Genomic DNA, 18,134 nt, shown 5'->3' with positions numbered 1-18,134 from the left:
CCCGGTCTGTCACCCCTGGCCGCGTGCGAACCGGCGCGTGGCGGCGGGTACGAACAGCGCCAGCAGGACCAGCGACCACAGCAGCGCCCCGGCTACCGGGTGTGCGACGGGCCAGGCGGCGCCCGCGGCGGCCTCACCGCCCGCGTTCCCGCAGAGCCGGCGCACTGCCGTCGCGACCGCGCTGATCGGGTTCCACTCGGCGGCCGTGCGCAGCCACCCCGGCAGCCCGGCCGTCGGCAGGTACGCGCTGGAGAGCAGCGGCAGGATGAAGGTGGCGCCCCCGAGCTGCCCCGCCGCCTCCTCGTTCTTGCTCAGCAGGCCGAGGTACGTCCCCACCCACGCGGTGGCGAAGCGGAACAGCAGCAGGATGCCGAAGGCCCCGAGTGCCCCCGGGAGTCCGTTCTCCGCCCGCCAGCCCATGGCCAGCCCCACCAGGATCAGCGGCACCATCGAGACGCCCGTCGTCAGCAGATCCGCGGCCGTCTGCCCGAGCGGCACCCCGCTCCGGCTCATCGGCAGGGTCCGGAATCGGTCCGTCACCCCGCGGTGCGCGTCCTGCGCGGCCGTGAACATGCCGGCCATCAGGCCGTTCGCGGCCGTGGCGGCGAGCAGCCCCGGGACCAGGAACTGCCGGTACTCGGAACCGGGCATGGCGAGCGCGCTGCCGAAGACGTAGCCGAAGAACAGCAGCATGGTGACCGGCATGGTCTGCGTGAGGATCAGCAGGCCCGGGGCGTGCCGGGCCTTCTGCAGCTGGCGGGTGAAGACGGCGCCGCCGTCGGACAGCAGGGTGCTCATGCGGCGTTCTCCTTGGGTTCGGTGGCGGGACGGGCTCCGGTGAGGCGCAGGAACACCTCGTCGAGGCTGGGCGGGCGCAGGCTCGCGTCGGTGACGGCGATGCCGGCCGCGTCGAGCGCCCGGACGATCTGCGGCAGCGTGAGCCCGGGGTCGAGGACGGTCGCGCCGACGGTGAGGCGCTCCCGGTCCAGGGCGGGCAGGCCCCCCGTCAGGTGGTCGAGTACGGAGGCCGCATGCGCGAGGGCCTCGGGCCCGGCGACGGAGACCTCGGCGTAGGCGCCGATCAGGGCCTTGAGTTCGGCAGGGGTGCCGGTGGCGGCTGCCCGGCCGTGGTCCACGACCACGATGTCGTCGGCGATCCGGTCGGCCTCCTCCAGGTACTGGGTGGTGAGCAGCACGGTGGTCCCCTCGCGCGCGAGGTCGCGTACGGTCCTCCAGATCTGTTCGCGGGCCGCCGGGTCGAGGCCGGTCGTGGGCTCGTCGAGGAACAGCACGCGGGGCCGGGTGACCAGTCCGGCGGCCAGGTCGAGGCGCCGGCGCATCCCGCCGGACCAGGTGCCCGCCACCCGGTCGGCGGCCTCGGTGAGGCCGAAGCCCTCCAGTAGCTCGTCGGCGCGGTCCCGGACGGCTCGGCCGCGCAGTCCGGCGAGGCGGGCGAAGAGCCGGAGGTTCTCGGCTCCGGTCAAGTCACCGTCGACCGAGGCGAATTGGCCGGTGGCCCCGATGGCGCGACGAACGGCGTTCGGGTCCCGGGCCACGTCGTGGCCCGCGACCAGGGCGCGGCCGGCCGTGGGTGTGGTGAGGGTGCTGAGGATCCGGACGGCGGTGGTCTTGCCCGCGCCGTTGGGGCCGAGGAGGCCGCACACCGTGCCCGGCGGGACGGCGAGGTCGAGGCCGCGCAGCGCGTGGACCTTGCTGTAGCTCTTCTCCAGACCCTCACTAAGTACAGCGTACGTAGTAGTCATGCTTCGCACCCTACATGACTACGTACGCCGTACGTAACTACGATGGTGGGGATGGACGAGGTGATGAGCGATGACACCCAGCGGCCGCTCCGCTGAACCCGAAGTGATCTGGGCCCGCCCGCCGCGGGCCGGCCGTGGCCCCCGGCCCGCCCACAGCCGCGACTCGATCGCCGCCGAGGCGGTGCGGATCGCCGACGAGGAGGGGATCGACGCCGTCTCGATGCGGCGGGTGGCGGCCGGTATCGGCGCCGGGACCATGTCCCTCTACAACTATGTGCCGCGCAAGGAGGACCTGTACGAGCTGATGGTCGACGCGGTCAGCGGTGAGTACGACCTCGCGCCGCCGGCCGGCGACTGGCGGGCCGACCAGCTCGCGCTGGCCCGCCAGACCCGGGCCATCATGCACCGGCACCCCTGGCTGCCCCGGCTGCTGAGCCCGGTCCACGGATTCGGCCCGAACGCCCTGCGGTACCTGGAGCACAGCCTGGCCTGCCTGGCCCCGCTGGACGCTCCGGGCGGCGAGAAGCTCGAACTGATCGCGGCGGTCAACGGCACGGTCGCCACCTTCGTGGCGAGCGAGCTGGCGCTGGCCGAGCGGGCCCGCCAACTCCCCTGGAGCGAGGCCCAAGAACAGGCCGTACGGGCGGCCTGGCTCGGCTCCCGGCTGGTGACGGGGGAGTACCCGCTCCTGGCGGGCATCCTGGCGACCGCCCCGGGCGTCCCGGGCGAACTGGCCGATCCGGCCGCGGTGTTCGACCGCTCGGTATCGCGCCTCCTGGGAGCCTGGGGAGCCTGACCGTCGGGGCTTTTCAGCCGTCCGGTGCTTGAGGACCGGGGTCTGGGGGCGGAGCCCCAGGGGGGTCCGGGCGCAGCCCGGGGAACGGAGGAAGGGCGGGTAGGGGACTCCGCCCCGCAGGGCCGACCCAGCCGCACCGCCCCGCCCGCGCCCGCCCCTGGGCGGCCCGCCACCGGGGACGGGACCCCGCTAAGGGAAGCCGCCCGCCCCGGGGCCCCCGCGCCTCAGAGCAGCGCGAACTGCCCGCCCGGCCCCTCCTCCTGGTGATCCAGGACCGAGGCCGGCCGCCGGGCCCGGTCCGGAGGCGGCAGCACCCCGCCCGCACGCAGCTCGGCGGCGGTCAGCGCCGGTCCCACCTCGAACTCCGCCCGCTCCGGCTCCAGTTCGGCCAGCAGTGCCAGGGTCGTCACCAGGGCCAGCAGCTCCGAGGTCCAGCCCTGCGGCCACTCGGCCGGACCCACCGCGTCCAGCCCCTCGGCCTCCGGGTCCCGATGCGCGAGCCGGGCGGCGAACCAGGACTCCAGCACGCGGACGCCCTGGACCTCGTACTCCCACGCCCCGGCCGGTACGGGCGACACGGTGCCGCCGCCCGAGCCGCCCCCCACCGTCAGGGTCTCGCTCTCCGGGTCGTACGAGAGCTCGCGCGGCCACGCCGGCAGTGCCGAGCGGACGTAGGGCCGGCGCCCGCCGGGCAGCCGGGGCGCCTCGCCGCCGCGGGCCCCGCGCAGCCGGACGGAGAGCAGCCGGTGGCCCAGCTCCAGCCCGGCCCGCCAGTGCGCGGCATCGGCGGTGAGGGGGACCTCGTACCCCCGGGGGCCGGGGCGGCCCGCGGCGAGGATCCAGCAGAGCACGTCCTCGGGAGTGACCCAGGTCCCGTACCGCTCGCCGAGCAGGTGCTGCAGCCCGGGGGCGAGATTGGGCTCGGCGCCGCCCGGGCGGCGGTGCAGCGGCCGGATCCGGCCGAGCCGGCCGGCCGGGAGGTGCGCGGTGACCTGCAGCGCCGCCGGCTGCGTCGGCTCCACGACGAACAGCTGGTGCTCGTCCAGCACCCGCCACAGCTCCGGGCGGGCCAGGTCGATGAGCCGCTGGTCCGGCAGCAGCCACTGCTCGTCGAAGGGCTCGCGCAGGATCCGTACGGGGTCGGGGCGGGGCCCGGGCGTGTCCGCGAAGCGGGCCGTGGAACCGGCGCGCTGACCCGGCAGTGCCGCCGCCCCGGCGCCCGGTGTCCGTGCCCGGGTCGGGCGGAACAACCGCTCCCGCTCGGGGCCCTCGGCGGCGGCCAGGGCGGCCCACCGGGCACGCAGGGTCGCCGGATCGGGGGCCGCGACCCAGGCCCGGCCCAGGCGCAGGGAGCCCACGGCCCAGGGCATCAGATCGTCCAGCAGCGGGTCCCGCGGGGATGCGTCAGCGCTCACCCGGCCGATGGTAGCGACGCCACCCGGTGACCGGGCCGCGTCCAGGCCGGAGAGTTAGGCTCCCTATGTAGGGATCTGCCCGGATCCGGACGGAGCCGGGCCGACCGGACGACCCGGGAGGCGGACATGAGTCAGTACGACGAGTACTCGACCCCGTCGCAGGCCGAGGGGGAGCGGCTCGACGAGGACCTGGACGAGAAGCAGAAGAAGCTTCGCCACGTCCAGACGCAGCGGACCACGCCGTCCCAGGCGGAGGGCGAGCGCGGAACGGAGGACGACCAGAAGTAGTCCCCGAACGACGCGGGCGTCCGCGCGCAGAGCGGGACGGTGCCCGTCGGTGGCGCTGCCCGTCAGTGGCGCTGCCCGTCAGTGTGCGTCGACGGTCACGGTGAAGGAGAACCGGTCCCCGCGGTACCGGATCCGCGCCACGTCGACCACCCGGCCGGAAGCGTCGTAGGTGACGCCCGTGTAGTGCAGGATCGGGCTCAGCAACGGCACTTGGAGCAGCTCGGCCGTGAGGGGGTCGGCGAGCCGCGCCTCCACGGTGTCGGTGATCCGGCTGATGTCCACCTTCACGATGTCCCGCAGCACCTTCGTCATCGGCCAACGCTCCAGATCCGCCAGGTCGATGGCGTCGGCGAGCTCCGGGCGCACCGCGTTCTCCGCCCAGTTGGTCGGCTCGCCGCTCTCGCTGTCGTGCCGGAGCCTGCGGTACGTGACCACCTCGGCGGTGTCCGGGAAGTGCTCCAGCAGCTCCCCGGACACCGCCGTCCGCTCGTGCCCGAGGATCGTCGTACGGTCGCCCGACTGCTGCGCCACGATCGCGTCGACCGAGCCGAGCAGCTGGACCGGGGCCCCGCGCAGCGCCGCCGGCTCGATGAAGGTCCCGCGCCGCCGGTGGCGGCTGATGAGACCCTCGGTCTCCAGTTCCTTGAGCGCCTGCCGCATGGTCAGCACGCTCACCCCGTAGTGCTCGGCGAGCTGCTCCTCGGTGGGCAGGCGCAGCGAGGCGTCCGCGGTGCGCCCGAGTATCGAGGCGCGCAGCGACTGGGAGACCTGGTACCAGAGCGGCAGCTTCCGGTTCAGTACCAGCGAGTCGGGGGCGAAGGCGGTCACGGGTGGTTCTCCGTAGGACGGTGTGGGCGCGGCGGCGGCGCCGCGCGGCATGCTCGTGATGTTAGGCGCGGAAGTGGCGCTCGAGCCCCTGCCAGACGTCGTCGTATCCGCCCTGGAGATGGTCCGCGCCGGCCGCCTGGGCGGTGGCGGTGATCGGCCAGCGGGTCTCGAACATGAAGGCCAGGCCGTCGTCGATCTTCTGCGGCTTCAGCTCGGCGGCGCTCGCCCGGTCGAAGGTCTCCCGGTCGGGACCGTGCGCGGACATCATGTTGTGGAGCGAGCCGCCGCCGGGCACGAAGCCCTCCGCCTTGGCGTCGTAGGCGCCGTCGATGAGCCCCATGTACTCGCTCATCACGTTGCGGTGGAAGTACGGCGGGCGGAAGGTGTCCTCGCCGACCAGCCAGCGCGGCGCGAAGACCACGAAGTCCACGCCCGCCAGGCCCGCCGTGTCGGAGGGCGAGGTCAGGACCGTGAAGATTGACGGGTCGGGGTGGTCGTAGCTGATGGAGCCCAGGACGTTGAAGCTGCGCAGGTCGTAGACGTACGGGACGTGCGTGCCGTGCCAGGCGACCACGTCGAGCGGGGAGTGGTCGTAGGTGGCCGTCCAGAGGTTGCCGCAGAACTTGTTCACCACCTCGGTCGGCCGCTCGGCGTCCTCGTACGAGGCCACCGGCGCACGGAAATCGCGGGCGGCGGCGAGCCCGTTGGCGCCGATGGGGCCCAGGTCGGGGAGCTCGAAGGGGCGGCCGTAGTTCTCGCAGACGTACCCGCGGGCGGTCTCGTCCTGGAGCTCCACGCGGAAGCGGACCCCGCGCGGGACGAGCGCCATCTCGCCGGGTCGGGCGCTCAGCAGGCCGAACTCGGTGTGCAGGAGCAGGCCGCCGCGCTCGGGGACGATCAGCAGCTCGCCGTCGGAGTCGCTGAACACCCGGTCGGTCATGGAGGTGTTCGCGGAGTAGAGGTGGATGGCCATCCCGGAGCGCTGGGTGGCGTCGCCGTTGCCCCCGAGGGTCCACAGGCCCGCCAGGAAATCCGTACCGGGGGCCGGGTCCGGCAGCGGGTTCCAGCGGAGCCGGTTCGGGTCGGCCGGGGCCTCCGTGAAGGGCGCGGTGCGCAGGGCGCCGTTGTCGGTCCGGGTGAAGGGCGGGTGCGCGGCCGAGGGGCGGATCCGGTAGAGCCAGGAGCGGCGGTTGTGCGAACGCGGCTCGGTGAACGCGCTGCCGCTGAGCTGCTCCGCGTAGAGGCCGAGGGGGGAGCGCTGGGGCGAGTTGCGCCCGATCGGCAGTGCGCCGGGCACGGCCTCCGAGCTGTGCTCATTGCCGAAGCCGGTGAGGTACTCCAGCCCCTCCGCCGTCTTCCTGGCCTGCTCGCTGCCGCCGCTCATTGCACGCTCCCGGTCTGCCGAAGGAATCCTATGCCTGACAGTAGGATTCCTGGGCTTCTGCGTCAACGGGGGATTCCGATCGGTCGGCCGATAGTCGGGCGATAGCGGCCGATCGTCGGGCGCGGAGCGGGCCCCGGGTCACGACTTGGCTCGTCGGGGTCCTATTCCTGCGCGAGGGGATCCGAAAAGGTGAACATTCCTCTACTCTCACGCGCATGTCGTGGACCCGCAGGTTTCCTGCCGTGCCGGCGGTGCTCCTCGCCGCCCTCCTAGCGCTTCTGTCACTCCTCGTCGCCGCGCCCGTCGCGAGCGCGCACGAGGAGCGCCCCGTCGAGCTCCCCGACGGCACCGGCTCGGTCCCCGCCTACCGCACGGGCGAGCCGGACCTGATCGTCTGCAAGACCGACCGGCCCGCCTTCGAACGCCGGATATCCGCCTTCCCCGACGCCCTCGAGCAACGCAACCTCGTCCTCTACGAACGCTGCGAGAAGAACGGATTCCGCGACCTCCAGGCGGCGGTCGACGCCGTGGACCGCCCGGGCATGAACATCGCGATCCTCCCCGGGCTCTACGAGGAGGAGCCCTCGCTCTCCGAGCCGGCCGGGGAGTGTGCCTCGCTCAAGGCGCCCAACTCCTCGCTCGGATACCAGATCCTGACGTACGAGCAGCAGGTGGCCTGCCGCCACAACCAGAACCTCGTCGCCATCCTCGGCAAGACCGACCTCCAGATCGAAGGCACGGGAGCCTCCCGCCAGGACGTGGTCATCGACGCCAAGTACCGCAAGCTGAACGCGATCCGCGCGGACAAGTCCAACGGCATCTACTTCCGCAACTTCACCGCCCAGCGCACCACCTTCAACTCGCTGTACGTCCTCGCGGGCGACGGCTTCGTCATCGACGACGTGCTGACCCGCTGGAACGACGAGTACGGCTTCCTGACCTTCGCCAGTGACCACGGGCTGTACAAGAACTGCGAGTCCTACGGCAACGGCGACTCCGGCATCTACCCCGGCAGCGCATCCGACATCAACGACGGCCGCGGCTACGACGTCCCCCGCTACTCCATCGAGATCACCGGCTGCCGCAGCCACCACAACATGGTCGGCTACTCCGGCACCGCGGGCGACTCGGTGTACGTGCACGACAACGAGTTCGACCAGAACATGGGCGGGGCCTCGATGGACAGCGCCTTCCCCGGCCACCCCGGACTCCCGCAGAACCACGCCCGCTTCGAACGCAACCTGATCCACGACAACAACGCCGACTACTACCACTACGTCGCGGACGGCACCTGCGCCAAACCGCCCGCCGAGCGAGGCTACGAGCAGGGGGTCGTCTGCCCGCAGATCTCCATGCCCCCCGGCACCGGCATCATCACCGCCGGCGGCAACTGGAACCTCTACGAGAACAACTGGGTGTACGGGCACCAGCGCGCGGGCTTCTTCCTCTCGGCCGTGCCCGCCTTCATCCGCGGCGAGGAGGAGCTGTCCAAGCAGACCGACACCTCGCACCACAACCGCTACGCCGGCAACATCCTGGGCAAGGACAAGTCCGGCGCCTCCCGCCCCAACGGCATGGACGTGTGGTGGGACGGCCAGGGTCGGGGCAACTGCTGGCAGCAGGGCCCGGACGGCTCCACCCCGGGCACGCTCCCGCAGTGCGGTGAGCGCCGCGGCGCGGTCTCCGGCGGCTCGGCCCGGCTCGCCGGCGAACCGGTGAAACTGGCCCAGCTCCTGGTCTGCGCCGACTACAGCGTCCAGGCGCGCAAGCTTCCGGCCGGCTGCGACTGGTACGGATCCCGGGGCCTCCAGCGGGTGGAGACCCAGCTCGCCCTCGCCGTCGCGGCGGTGCTCCTCCTCGTCGGCGGCCTCCTGTGGTGGCGCCGCCTGCGCGCCTCACGCCCGGCCGGGGTGGCCGCGCTGCTCGGCCTCGCGGGCCTGGCCCTGGACGTGGCCGGCTCCACGATGGGCCTGGTCGGCACCTTCGTCCCGGCGCTGGCCCTGCTCTGCCTCGGCCTGTGGTGGACCGGCACCGGCCTCGCCCTGCGCCCCACCCGGCCCTGGCTGGCCCGCCTGACCCTGCTGCTGGGTGCGCTCACCCTCCTCGACGCCTTCGACAAGGCCGTCCTGATGATCCCCTGGATCCCGCTCGGCCCCGCCTGGATCCGGTCCCTCGTCGCGGTGGTCTGGATCCTCTGGGCCGTCATCGCCGCCGCCCGCCCGGGCGGCACCCCGGCCCGCCCGGCAGGCCCGGGCGGAGACCCGGCCGGCGACCGGGTACCCGTCCCCGCAGGCCCGGCCCCGACCCGCAGCGCCGAAGCCGAAGCCGAAGGCGGCGCCACTACCCGGGGAGACCAGCCGTGACGGGCCACCCGGGCCACCCGGGAGACCGCCCCGAACGGCGGACCTGGTGCGACGTCTGCGGTACGCCGCCACGCCGGTCCCGCCTGTCCAGCCGGACGGGCCGCGCGGCGGCGCTGCTCGCCCTGGCCCTGCTCCTGGCCGGCGGCGCGGCGACGGGCTGCGGGGGACGGGCCACCACCCACCACAAGCCCGGCACCACCCACGAGCAGGCTTCCGGCAAGGTCGGCACCCTGCTCACCGCCGACGACGGCGCGGGCCACCGGCTCCGCGAGGTCCCGGCCGAGGGTGCGCCGGAGGTCCGGCTCGCCGCCCGGCCGGACTCCGAGGACGGCTGGAACCTCCAACTGACGCTGGCGAACTTCCAGTTCACCCCCGACAGCACCGGCGGCGCCGCCCTCCCGGGTGCCGGCCACGCGCACCTTGAGCTGGACGGCCGCAAACTGGCGCGCCTGTACGGCCCTTGGTTCCACCTGCCCGCCGCGCAGGTACCGGCGGGCGGCCCGCACACCCTGACCGTCCGCCTCTACGCGGACGACCACACGGCCTGGGCGGTGGCGGGCAAGCCGGTCGAAGCGACCCTCGAACTCGCCGCCGGATACGGCCAGTCCACCCACCCGCACTCTCCGGCCGCAGCGTCTCCCACATCACCGGAGGCGGTGAAGGCCGACCGTACGGTGACCATCACCGTGCGGGACGGCAAGGTCAGCCCGGCCCCGGGCCGGGTGGAGGTGACGCGCGGCGAACGCGTAGCCCTACGGGTCACCAGCGACCGCGCCGACACCCTGCACGTCCACGGCTTCGACAAGGAACTCACCCTGCCGGCAGGCCAGGAGGCCACCCTGACCCTGACGGCCGACCGCACGGGCCTCTTCGAGGTCGAGACCCACGACTCCGACCTCGTCCTGACCCAACTCGCAGTCCGATGACCCAAGCACCCCGCCTCACGAACCCGCCCTGGATCCCGCCCCGGATCCCGACCGGCGCCCCGGCTCCGACCCGGGCGCCGTCCCTGGCCCAGGTCCCGGCTCTGGCCCAGGTCCTGGCTCTGGCCCAGGTCCTGGCTCTGGCCCAGGTCCCGGCTCTGGCTCTGGCCCTGGCTCTGGCCCAGGTCCTGGCTCTGGCCCAGGTCCCGGCTCTGGCTCTGGCCCTGGCTCTGGCCCAGGTCCCGGCCCTGGCTCTGGCTCTGGCCCTGGCCCTGGCTCTGGCTCTGGCCCAGGTCCCGGCTCTGGCCTCGGCCCTGGCCCAGGTCCGGGCCGTGACCTCGGCCCGGGCCCTGACCCCGGCCCAGACCCTGGCCCAGACGCTGGCCTTGGCCCAGGTCCCGGCCCTGACGTCGGCACCGGCGGTCCGGTGGTGACCGGGTACGGGCCGGAGGCGGTCTCCTACGCGGCATTCGGTGGCGGGTCCGGCCCGGGCGTGGTCCTTCACCCGGCCGATCCGCTCACCGTGCTCGCGCACGGCATCGGCTCGCAGCACGATCTGCCGATCTCTCCCTTCTACGCCTTCGCCGGCGCCTTCACCGCCCTCTTCGTCTCCTTCCTCGCGCTGGGCCTCCTCTGGTCGGCCTCCCGCTTCCGCGGCGACCGCTCCGGTCTGGCCCTGCCCGCCGGGCTCCAGTGGGTGGCCGACGCGCCGGCCACCCGCACCGCCCTGCGCGGGCTCGGCCTCGCGGCCGCGCTCGCCGTCCTCCTGTACCTCCTCCTCGGCCCCGACGACCCCGACCGCAACCCCGCTCCCGGCGCCGTCTACGTCCTGCTCTGGGTCGGCCTCGTCCCCGCCTCCCTCCTCCTCGGTCCCGTCTGGCGCCTCCTCAGCCCGCTCCGCACCGTGTACCGGCTGCTCGCCCGGCTCTCGGGGGGGTTCCGTACGGCCCGCCCCGCAACCGCAGTTGCCGCCGGCGCCACCGCGACAGCCGCACGCTCCTCCCGGAGCCCACGCCCCCCGTCACCGCCCCTCGCCGTGGCGCCGCATCCCCGCAGCCCGGAGCTCCCCAGCCCTGAGCTCCTGAGCCCGCATCCCCCCAGCCCTGAGCTCCTGAGCCCGCATCCCCCCAGCCCTGAGCTCCTGAGCCCGCATCCCCCCAGCCCTGAGCTCCCCAGTTCGGAGCCTCCGCGCCCGGAGCTCCCCACCTCGGAGCCCCCGCGCCCGCATTCCTCCAGCCCGGAGCCCCGACCGCACCGCCCGCTCCCCGCCCGGCTAGGGCAATGGCCGGCCGCCGCCGGGCTCTTCGCCTTCACCTGGCTCGAACTCGTCTCTCCCGATCCCGCCTCCACCACCACCCTCCTGATCGCCCTGGCCGGCTACGCCGTCGTCCAGCTCCTGCTCGCCGCCCGCTACGGCGAACGCTGGTTCGCCGACGGAGACGCCTTCGAGGTGTACTCCGCCCTCCTGGCCCGGCTCTCCCCCCTCGGCCGTCGCAGCGACGGCCGCCTCGTGCTCCGCAACCCCTTCCACGGACTCGACGCGACACCCGAGCGGCCCGGACTCGTCGCCACCGTCTGCGTCCTGCTCGGATCCACCGCCTACGACGGCTTCTCCGACAACCCCTCGTGGATCAACGCCATCCAGACCTCCCCCCTCGGCCGCACCCCGGCCGCCACCCTCGGACTCGTCGGCGCCGTCGCCCTCGTCGCCGCCCTCTACTGCCTCTGCGCGGCGGTCACCCGCCTCGTCTGCGGCCCGCACCCCGGCCCGCTGACCGCCTTCGCGCACTCACTCGTACCGATCGCCCTCGGCTATCTCGTCGCCCACTACTTCTCCCTCCTGGTCACCGAAGGACCACGCACAGTAACCATGGCATTGGGCACTGACAACGCCCCGGAACCCTTGTCCCCCTTGGGTCCCGGCGGCCTCGCCGCCCTCCAGGTGATCGCCGTCGTCACCGGCCACGTCCTCGGAGTGATCGCCGCGCACGACCGCTCCGTACGCCTCTTCCCACCCGCGAAAGCCGTCGCCGGGCAACTCCCGCTGCTCGCGCTGATGATCACGTACACCGTGGGCGGTCTCAGCCTGCTGCTGAACTGAGGCGGCCGAACCGGTACCGCCGCCCACCCGTGAACCCAGGAGCGGCATGATGGACCCCGTGCCCCCAGCCCACCCCCTGCGCCGGACGCCGATCCAGCAGCGCAGCGCCGACCGCCTCGCCCGGATCCTCGACGCCTGTGCGGAGCTCCTTGACGAGACCGGGTACGAGAACCTCAGCACCCGGGCCGTGGCCCTGCGGGCCGGCGTGCCGATCGGTTCGGTCTACCGGTTCTTCGGCAACAAGCGGGCCATGGCCATCGCCCTGGCCCACCGCAACCTGGACCGTTACGCCGACGGCATCGAGCAGCGTCTCGAGGACCTCCCGGACACCGACTGGCGCCCGGTCGTCGATGCGGTGCTGGACGAGTACCTGGTCATGAAGCGCAGCGTGCCCGGCTTCGCGCTCGTCGACTTCGGGGTGCCGGCGCCACCGTCCGAGGGGCCGGCCTCCGACCCCAACCACCAGGTCGCCGTCCGCCTCACCGAACTCCTCGGCGCCCACCTCGCCCTCACTCCGGACGCCGCCCTGGAACGGGCCGTCCTGGTCGCGGTCGAGGCCACCGACGCCCTGATCCAGCTGGCCTTCCGCAACGACCCGGCCGGCGACCCCGACATCGTCGCCGAAACACGCGCGATGATGCACGCGTACCTCGCGCGCGTCCTGGACTGACGGCCGGAGCCCGGCCCCGCCCCGCCCGTCACCGCCCGGACAGGGCCTCCCCCTGGTCGAGCGGCCGCGCGGTGCCTTCGAGGCGGCCGGCCACCACCAGGTTGCCGTCCGGCGTGCGCCGCGCGAGGACGCCGGTGCGCAGGTAGCCGTCGGCGGTGAAGGAGCGCGCGTTGAGGCCGGGGGCCCGGTAGTAGCCGCGGGCGGTGTAGGGGCCGCGGGCCAGGAGTTCGCCCGGCTCTCCGTCCGGGAGTTCCTTGCCGTCGGCGTCGACGACACGGATCTGATCGTCGGGGGAGAGCGGACGGCCCTGTGTCGTGAGCACGGTCTCGTCCGGATCGTCGAGCCGGGTGAGGGTGAGCAACCCCGCGGACGCGGCGAAGACTTGCTGGAGGCGGCAGTCCCACTCGGCGGCCACCCGTTCGGCGGTCGCGCGGTCCAGGGGCGGGGTGCTGCCGCCGATCTGTACGAGGCGCAGGCTGCTCACGTCGGCCCCGGCCCCGGCCCCGCCTGCGGGACGCGCGTCGAGCCAGAGACGGGCCACGGCCGGAGTCACTGCGGCGACGGTGACCCGCTCGCGCTCGACGGCCGCCAGGCACGCGGCGGGTTCCTGGTCCTCGACCAGGACGACGCTGCCGCCGACGGTCAGCGTGCCGATGATGCCGGGGCCGCCGAAGGCGAGGTTGAGGTCGGAGGGCAGCGCGGAGAGGTACACGTCGTCCTGGGTGAGCGACACCAGCTCGGCCGCGGCCCGCGCCTGGTAGGCGTGGTCGTTGTGGGTGCGCGGAACCAGCGCGGGCGCCTCGCCGGGACCGCCGGAGAGCAGGAAGAACGCCACCTGGCCGGCGGTCAGCGCGAGCGCCGGTTCGGGCGGCGAGTCGAGGGAGTTCAGCGGGAAGTAGTGGCACCCCGCCGTGTCGGTCGTGAAACCGCCGTACGGGTCCGAGGTGCCCGGCGGCTCGAAGGTGAACACCCGGCGCAGGAAGGGGCCTCGGGCCGCGATGTCGGCGGCCATCGCCGTGTGGTCGAAGCCCCGGTACGTCGCGGGGCCGACGTAGCCGGTGGCCTCGGAGACCTGGATCGCGTGGGACACCTCGGGCGCGCGGTGCGAGATCGGGCAGAGCACGGGGACCGCGCCGGCGCGCATCAGGGCGAACACGGTGACGACGAGCTCGGGAATGGCGGGCAGCTGGACGATGACCCGCTGCCCGGGCCGCAGGCCGCGCAGCCGGAACCCGGCGGCCATCCGGCCCGCGCGGCGGTTCAGGGCCGCGTACGTCATGCGGGTGTCGCCGTGGGCGAGCGCGGTCCGCGGCCCGTACTGCACGGCCCAGCCGCGCAGCAGATTGTCCAGCGTATTGCCCCGCCAGTGGCCGGACGCCCAGTAGTAGTCGACGAATTCCTCGGGCCAGGGCGTACAGCCGTCGAGCGTGGATGTCATGCGGCAATCCAATCCGCCGCTCCCCACAGGGGCAATGCGCTTTCCCGACCAAGGGCGCCGAAATGCGTCAGCAGAATGACCAATGGGCGACGCTGACCAGGGAGAACGGTCCCGCGCAGCCCCGTCCCCGGATTCCGTGTGGCGCGGACCCTCCCCACCGTGCCTACCGGTCGGTATGCTCGGTGCCGCTCGCGCGGGTCCGGCGCCCGTGCCCCATGCCGCAGCCTGCTGCCCCTGGAGGGCCCATGCCCCGCACCGCCCTGCGCATCTGCCCCCTCTGCGAGGCCACTTGCGGCCTCACGCTCACCATCGAAGGCACCACCGTCACCGGGGCCAGAGGAGACCGTGACGACGTGTTCAGCCGCGGTTTCATCTGCCCCAAGGGGGCCGCCTTCGGTGGCCTCGACGCCGACCCCGACCGGCTGCGCACCCCCCTCGTACGACGCGACGGCCGACTCCGCGAGGCCACCTGGGAGGAGGCCTTCCAGGCCATCGCCGACGCGGTCCCCGCCCTCGTACAGGCGCATGGGCCCCAGTCCGTCGGCGTGGTCCTCGGCAACCCGAACGTCCACACCATGGCCGGCCAGCTCTACCCGACCCTCCTCCTCAAAGCCCTCGGCACCCGCAACCTCTTCACCGCCAGCACCCTCGACCAGATGCCCAAACACGTCTCCAGCGGCCTGCTCTTCGGGGATCCCTTCGCCATTCCCGTACCGGACCTCGACCGCACGGACTTCCTCCTGCTCCTGGGGGCGAACCCGGTCGAGTCCAACGGCTCCCTGTGCACCGCACCCGACTTCCCCGGCCGGCTCAAGGCGCTGCGCGCGAGGGGCGGCACCCTCGTCGTCGTCGACCCGCGCCGCACCCGCACCGCCAAGCTCGCCGACCGCCACCTCGCGCCGCGCCCCGGCAGCGACGCGCTGCTGCTCGCCGCCCTGGCCCACACCCTGCTCACCGAGGGGCTGACCGATCCGGGCGTCCTCGCGGAACACACACAGGGACTCGGGGAACTCGCCGAAGCGCTCGACGGTTTCACCCCCGAGGCCGTCGCCCCCGCCTGCGACCTCACGGCCGAGGAGATCCGCGTGCTCGCCCGCGATCTCGCGGCCGCGCCGACCGCCGCCGTCTACGGGCGGATCGGCAGCTGCACCGTGGAGTACGGCACGCTCGCGAGCTGGCTGGTCGACGTGCTGAACGTCCTGACCGGCAATCTCGACCGGCCGGGCGGAGCCCTGTTCCCGTTGTCCGCGACCGACCGCGCACCCCGGCCGGCCGGACCCGGCAAGGGCTTCAGCCTCGGGCGCTGGCACAGCCGGGTCAGCGGCCACCCCGAGGCCAAGGCCGAACTCCCGCTGTCCGCACTGGCGGAGGAGATCGACACCCCCGGAGAGGGGCGGATCCGGGCCCTCGTCTCCATCGCGGCGAACCCCGTGCTGTCCGCCCCCGACGGCCGACGCCTCGACGCGGCCCTGGCCGGGCTCGACTTCATGGTCAGCATCGATCCCTACCTCAACGAGACCTCACGCCACGCCCACGTGGTCCTGCCTCCCGCGCCGCCCTCGCAGAGCGCCCACTTCGACTTCTCCTTCAACACCTTCGCGATCCGCAACCAGGTCCGCTATTCGCCGCCCGCCGTCCCGCTCGAAGACGGGCGCATGGACGAGTGCGAGATCCACGCCCGTCTCGTACTCGCCGTCTCCGGCATGCACGGAACCGACCCGGTCGCCGTGGACGACCTGGCCATCGGGGCCACGCTCGCCCGGGAGTGCGCAGACCCGGACTCTCCGCTGCGCGGACAGGATCCGGCGCGCCTCGCCGGGCTGCTCGCGGGCGGCAGCGGCCCCGAGCGCCGCCTCGACCTGATGCTCCGGCTCGGACCCTACGGAGACCGGTTCGCCGCGGCCGCGGACCTGCCCGGGAGCGCCGCTACGGAAACCCGCGCGGGCGCCCCGGACGGTGCGGCCGACCCCGTCCCGGTCCCCGCCCCCGCAGCGCCCGCGACCTCCGGCGGCGGTCTCGGACTGGACCGGCTCCGCGCGCACCCGCACGGAATCGACCTGGGCCCACTGCGCCCCCGGCTGCCCGGTCTGCTGAAGACGCGCAGCGGCAGGATCGAGCTCCTCCCGGACCCGATCGCGGCCGAACTCCCCAGGCTGCGCGGGACGCTCACCGACCGCCCCGCCGCCCTGGTGCTCGTGGGCCGCCGCCACCTGCGGTCCAACAACAGCTGGCTGCACAACGTTCCGGCCCTCGCCGGAGGTTCCAACCGCTGCACCCTGCAGGTCCACCCGGACGATGCCGCCCGGCTCGGCCTCACCGACGGCCACCCGGCCCGGATCACCGCCGACGGCGGCAGCCTGGAGGTTCCCGTGGAGGTCACCGACACCGTCCGTACGGGAGTCGTGAGCCTCCCGCACGGCTGGGGCCACGACCGCCCCGGCACCCGCATGTCGGTGGCCGCGGCGGTGCCCGGAGTCAACGTCAACCAGCTCCTCGACGGCAGCCGACTCGACCCGCTCTCCGGTACGGCCGTGCTCAACGGCTTCCCCGTCGAACTGACACCCATCCCCTGAGCTGGGGTTTTGCTCGTATTGCTCACGCGTAGACGTCTTGTTGGCCCCAGGAGGAGGCACCTAGGTTCCCCCCATGCTGACCTTCCTCGGCTTCGCCATGATCGCGACCTTCCTGGTCCTGATCATGCTGAAGAAAATGTCGCCCATCGCGGCGCTCGTCCTCATCCCCGCGCTCTTCTGCGTGTTCGCCGGACAGGGCGCGCAGCTCGGCGGCTACGTCATCGACGGAGTCGGCAAGCTCGCGCCGACCGCCGCCATGCTGATGTTCGCCATCGTCTACTTCGGCGTGATGATCGACGTCGGGCTCTTCGACCCGATCGTGCGCGGCATCCTGCGCTTCTGCAGGGCCGACCCGATGCGCATCGTGGTCGGCACCGCCGTGCTCGCCGCCATCGTCTCGCTCGACGGCGACGGCTCGACCACCTTCATGATCACCGTTTCGGCGATGTACCCGCTCTACAAGCGCCTCGGGATGAGCCTGGTGGTCATGACCGGAGTCGCGGCCACCGCCAACGGCGTCATGAACACCCTGCCCTGGGGCGGCCCCACGGCCCGCGCCGCCACCGCGCTCAAGCTCGACGCCGCCGACATCTTCGTACCGATGATCCCCGCGCTCGCGGTGGGCCTGCTCTTCGTCTTCGTCCTGGCCTACGTCCTCGGCCTCAAGGAACGCCGCCGCCTCGGCCTGCTGACCCTCCCCGCCGGCACCGAGCGGTCGGCGGATCCGGTCGAGGAAGCCCTGGTCACGGCCGGTACGGGCCCGGCCGCTGCCGGGAGTCCCGAGACGTCCGTCCCGTCCGCCCGGTCCGCGGGACCCGCCCCGCACACCCCTGCCGAGGGCGCCACCCCCACCGAAGGCGTCACCACCGAAGGCGGCACCACCGAAGGCGGCACCCCCGCCGAGGACGGCTTCCAGGGCCTCGACCCGCACCGCCCGACCCTGCGTCCCCGCCTCTACTGGTTCAACGCGGGTCTCACCGTCGCCCTGCTCGCCGCCATGATCATGGAACTGCTCCCGATCCCGGTGCTCTTCCTCCTCGGGGCCGCCCTCGCCCTCACCGTCAACTTCCCCCACATGCCCGACCAGAAGGCCCGGATCGCGGCCCACGCCGAGAACGTCCTGAACGTCGCCGGCATGGTCTTCGCCGCCGCCGTCTTCACCGGCGTCCTCACCGGCACCGGCATGGTCAAGCACATGGCCGACTGGCTCGTCGGCGCGATCCCCGAAGGCATGGGCCCGCACATGGCCCTGGTCACCGGCCTGCTCAGCCTCCCCCTCACCTACTTCATGTCCAACGACGGCTTCTACTTCGGCGTCCTGCCGGTCCTCGCCGAGGCCGGCGCCGCCCACGGGGTCTCCCCGCTCGAAATCGCCCGCGCCTCCCTGGTCGGGCAGGCCCTGCACATGTCGAGCCCGCTCGTTCCGGCCGTCTACGTCCTCGTGGGCATGGCCAAGGTCGAGTTCGGCGATCACACCCGGTTCACCGTGAAATGGGCGGCCCTGACCTCCCTGGTGGTCCTGGCGGCAGGGATGCTTTTCGGCATCATCTGACCCCGTCCGCCCCTGGCCACACAAAACTACCGGCGCTAGT

15 protein-coding genes are annotated in these 18,134 nt (G+C 73.3%); 9 read left to right on the top strand and 6 right to left on the bottom strand.

The genetic code is table 11. The features are described from left to right. Nucleotides 1–9: 9 nt before the first annotated feature. Both ACFVX6_RS13570 and ACFVX6_RS13565 read right to left on the bottom strand, forming a co-directional pair. Nucleotides 10–798: an ABC transporter permease gene (locus tag ACFVX6_RS13570; RefSeq protein ID WP_389690925.1), complete on the bottom strand. Its 789-nt coding sequence runs from the start codon at nucleotides 796–798 to the stop codon at nucleotides 10–12. Further along, on the bottom strand, nucleotides 795–1,763 hold the full coding sequence (locus ACFVX6_RS13565; RefSeq protein ID WP_389690923.1) for an ATP-binding cassette domain-containing protein: 969 nt from the start codon (nucleotides 1,761–1,763) through the stop codon (nucleotides 795–797). The genes ACFVX6_RS13570 and ACFVX6_RS13565 overlap by 4 nt, the downstream gene beginning before the upstream one ends. A gap of 70 nt (nucleotides 1,764–1,833) precedes the next feature. On the opposite strand from ACFVX6_RS13565, the gene ACFVX6_RS13560 reads away from it, so the two are divergent. Continuing rightward, nucleotides 1,834–2,559 carry a TetR/AcrR family transcriptional regulator gene (locus ACFVX6_RS13560; protein WP_389690921.1) on the top strand — a complete coding sequence of 242 codons (726 nt, stop codon included), beginning with the start codon at nucleotides 1,834–1,836 and terminating at the stop codon, nucleotides 2,557–2,559. A gap of 224 nt (nucleotides 2,560–2,783) precedes the next feature. On the opposite strand, the gene ACFVX6_RS13555 is transcribed toward ACFVX6_RS13560, so the two are convergent. Then, a complete protein-coding gene (locus tag ACFVX6_RS13555) occupies nucleotides 2,784–3,929 on the bottom strand; it encodes a type ISP restriction/modification enzyme (RefSeq protein WP_389690996.1) in 1,146 nt (381 codons plus the stop codon). 171 nt (nucleotides 3,930–4,100) lie between these two features. On the opposite strand from ACFVX6_RS13555, the gene ACFVX6_RS13550 reads away from it, so the two are divergent. Further along, complete coding sequence (locus ACFVX6_RS13550; RefSeq protein WP_385373620.1) at nucleotides 4,101–4,262, top strand: hypothetical protein; 162 nt, start codon at nucleotides 4,101–4,103, stop codon at nucleotides 4,260–4,262. A gap of 78 nt (nucleotides 4,263–4,340) precedes the next feature. On the opposite strand, the gene ACFVX6_RS13545 is transcribed toward ACFVX6_RS13550, so the two are convergent. Together ACFVX6_RS13545 and hmgA are read right to left on the bottom strand one after the other, a co-directional pair. Further along, the gene (locus ACFVX6_RS13545) at nucleotides 4,341–5,141 is read right to left on the bottom strand and encodes a GntR family transcriptional regulator (RefSeq protein WP_389690919.1); all 801 of its coding nucleotides are present in this window, start codon (nucleotides 5,139–5,141) and stop codon (nucleotides 4,341–4,343) included. Nucleotides 5,142–5,151: 10 nt separating this feature from the next. Then, nucleotides 5,152–6,474, bottom strand: coding sequence for a homogentisate 1,2-dioxygenase (gene hmgA / locus ACFVX6_RS13540; protein WP_389690917.1), 1,323 nt, complete (start codon nucleotides 6,472–6,474; stop codon nucleotides 5,152–5,154). Between the two features lie 215 nt (nucleotides 6,475–6,689). On the opposite strand from hmgA, the gene ACFVX6_RS13535 reads away from it, so the two are divergent. From ACFVX6_RS13535 to ACFVX6_RS13515, 5 genes are all read left to right on the top strand, one after another. Continuing rightward, complete coding sequence (locus tag ACFVX6_RS13535) at nucleotides 6,690–8,837, top strand: right-handed parallel beta-helix repeat-containing protein (RefSeq protein WP_389690915.1); 2,148 nt, start codon at nucleotides 6,690–6,692, stop codon at nucleotides 8,835–8,837. A gap of 83 nt (nucleotides 8,838–8,920) precedes the next feature. Continuing rightward, on the top strand, nucleotides 8,921–9,763 hold the full coding sequence (locus tag ACFVX6_RS13530; protein ID WP_389690994.1) for a cupredoxin domain-containing protein: 843 nt from the start codon (nucleotides 8,921–8,923) through the stop codon (nucleotides 9,761–9,763). Continuing rightward, nucleotides 9,760–10,194 (top strand): hypothetical protein, encoded by a 435-nt coding sequence (locus ACFVX6_RS13525; RefSeq protein ID WP_389690913.1) that lies wholly within the window; start codon nucleotides 9,760–9,762, stop codon nucleotides 10,192–10,194. Before ACFVX6_RS13530 ends, ACFVX6_RS13525 begins: the two co-directional genes overlap by 4 nt. Beyond that, nucleotides 10,191–11,861: a hypothetical protein gene (locus ACFVX6_RS13520; protein WP_389690911.1), complete on the top strand. Its 1,671-nt coding sequence runs from the start codon at nucleotides 10,191–10,193 to the stop codon at nucleotides 11,859–11,861. The genes ACFVX6_RS13525 and ACFVX6_RS13520 overlap by 4 nt, the downstream gene beginning before the upstream one ends. A gap of 49 nt (nucleotides 11,862–11,910) precedes the next feature. Further along, a complete protein-coding gene (locus ACFVX6_RS13515) occupies nucleotides 11,911–12,531 on the top strand; it encodes a TetR family transcriptional regulator (protein ID WP_389690992.1) in 621 nt (206 codons plus the stop codon). Between the two features lie 28 nt (nucleotides 12,532–12,559). Here ACFVX6_RS13515 and ACFVX6_RS13510 read toward each other — a convergent pair whose 3' ends face one another. After that, complete coding sequence (locus tag ACFVX6_RS13510; RefSeq protein ID WP_389690909.1) at nucleotides 12,560–13,969, bottom strand: AMP-binding protein; 1,410 nt, start codon at nucleotides 13,967–13,969, stop codon at nucleotides 12,560–12,562. Nucleotides 13,970–14,214: 245 nt separating this feature from the next. Here ACFVX6_RS13510 and ACFVX6_RS13505 point away from each other — a divergent pair, with 245 nt between their 5' ends. Continuing rightward, the gene (locus ACFVX6_RS13505) at nucleotides 14,215–16,542 is read left to right on the top strand and encodes a molybdopterin oxidoreductase family protein (RefSeq protein ID WP_389690907.1); all 2,328 of its coding nucleotides are present in this window, start codon (nucleotides 14,215–14,217) and stop codon (nucleotides 16,540–16,542) included. 73 nt (nucleotides 16,543–16,615) lie between these two features. Then, entirely contained in the window at nucleotides 16,616–18,094 is a 1,479-nt protein-coding gene (locus ACFVX6_RS13500) for a CitMHS family transporter (RefSeq protein ID WP_389690905.1), read from the top strand. Nucleotides 18,095–18,134: the final 40 nt, after the last annotated feature.

Source organism: Streptomyces sp. NPDC058289 (assembly GCF_042880975.1).
Lineage (GTDB): Bacteria > Actinomycetota > Actinomycetes > Streptomycetales > Streptomycetaceae > Streptomyces > Streptomyces stoeckheimensis.
This window is presented reverse-complemented; position numbering and strand designations above follow the sequence as displayed.

Excerpts from the sequence above, each read along its gene's own strand:
- ACFVX6_RS13570 (WP_389690925.1), bottom strand. The coding sequence starts at position 798 with ATGAGCACCCTGCTGTCCGACGGCGGCGCCGTCTTCACCCGCCAGCTG.
- ACFVX6_RS13565 (WP_389690923.1), bottom strand. The coding sequence starts at position 1,763 with ATGACTACTACGTACGCTGTACTTAGTGAGGGTCTGGAGAAGAGCTAC.
- ACFVX6_RS13560 (WP_389690921.1), top strand. The coding sequence starts at position 1,834 with ATGACACCCAGCGGCCGCTCCGCTGAACCCGAAGTGATCTGGGCCCGC.
- ACFVX6_RS13555 (WP_389690996.1), bottom strand. The coding sequence starts at position 3,929 with ATGCCCTGGGCCGTGGGCTCCCTGCGCCTGGGCCGGGCCTGGGTCGCG.
- ACFVX6_RS13550 (WP_385373620.1), top strand. The coding sequence starts at position 4,101 with ATGAGTCAGTACGACGAGTACTCGACCCCGTCGCAGGCCGAGGGGGAG.
- ACFVX6_RS13545 (WP_389690919.1), bottom strand. The coding sequence starts at position 5,141 with ATGCCGCGCGGCGCCGCCGCCGCGCCCACACCGTCCTACGGAGAACCA.
- hmgA (WP_389690917.1), bottom strand. The coding sequence starts at position 6,474 with ATGAGCGGCGGCAGCGAGCAGGCCAGGAAGACGGCGGAGGGGCTGGAG.
- ACFVX6_RS13535 (WP_389690915.1), top strand. The coding sequence starts at position 6,690 with ATGTCGTGGACCCGCAGGTTTCCTGCCGTGCCGGCGGTGCTCCTCGCC.
- ACFVX6_RS13525 (WP_389690913.1), top strand. The coding sequence starts at position 9,760 with ATGACCCAAGCACCCCGCCTCACGAACCCGCCCTGGATCCCGCCCCGG.
- ACFVX6_RS13515 (WP_389690992.1), top strand. The coding sequence starts at position 11,911 with ATGGACCCCGTGCCCCCAGCCCACCCCCTGCGCCGGACGCCGATCCAG.
- ACFVX6_RS13510 (WP_389690909.1), bottom strand. The coding sequence starts at position 13,969 with ATGACATCCACGCTCGACGGCTGTACGCCCTGGCCCGAGGAATTCGTC.
- ACFVX6_RS13505 (WP_389690907.1), top strand. The coding sequence starts at position 14,215 with ATGCCCCGCACCGCCCTGCGCATCTGCCCCCTCTGCGAGGCCACTTGC.
- ACFVX6_RS13500 (WP_389690905.1), top strand. The coding sequence starts at position 16,616 with ATGCTGACCTTCCTCGGCTTCGCCATGATCGCGACCTTCCTGGTCCTG.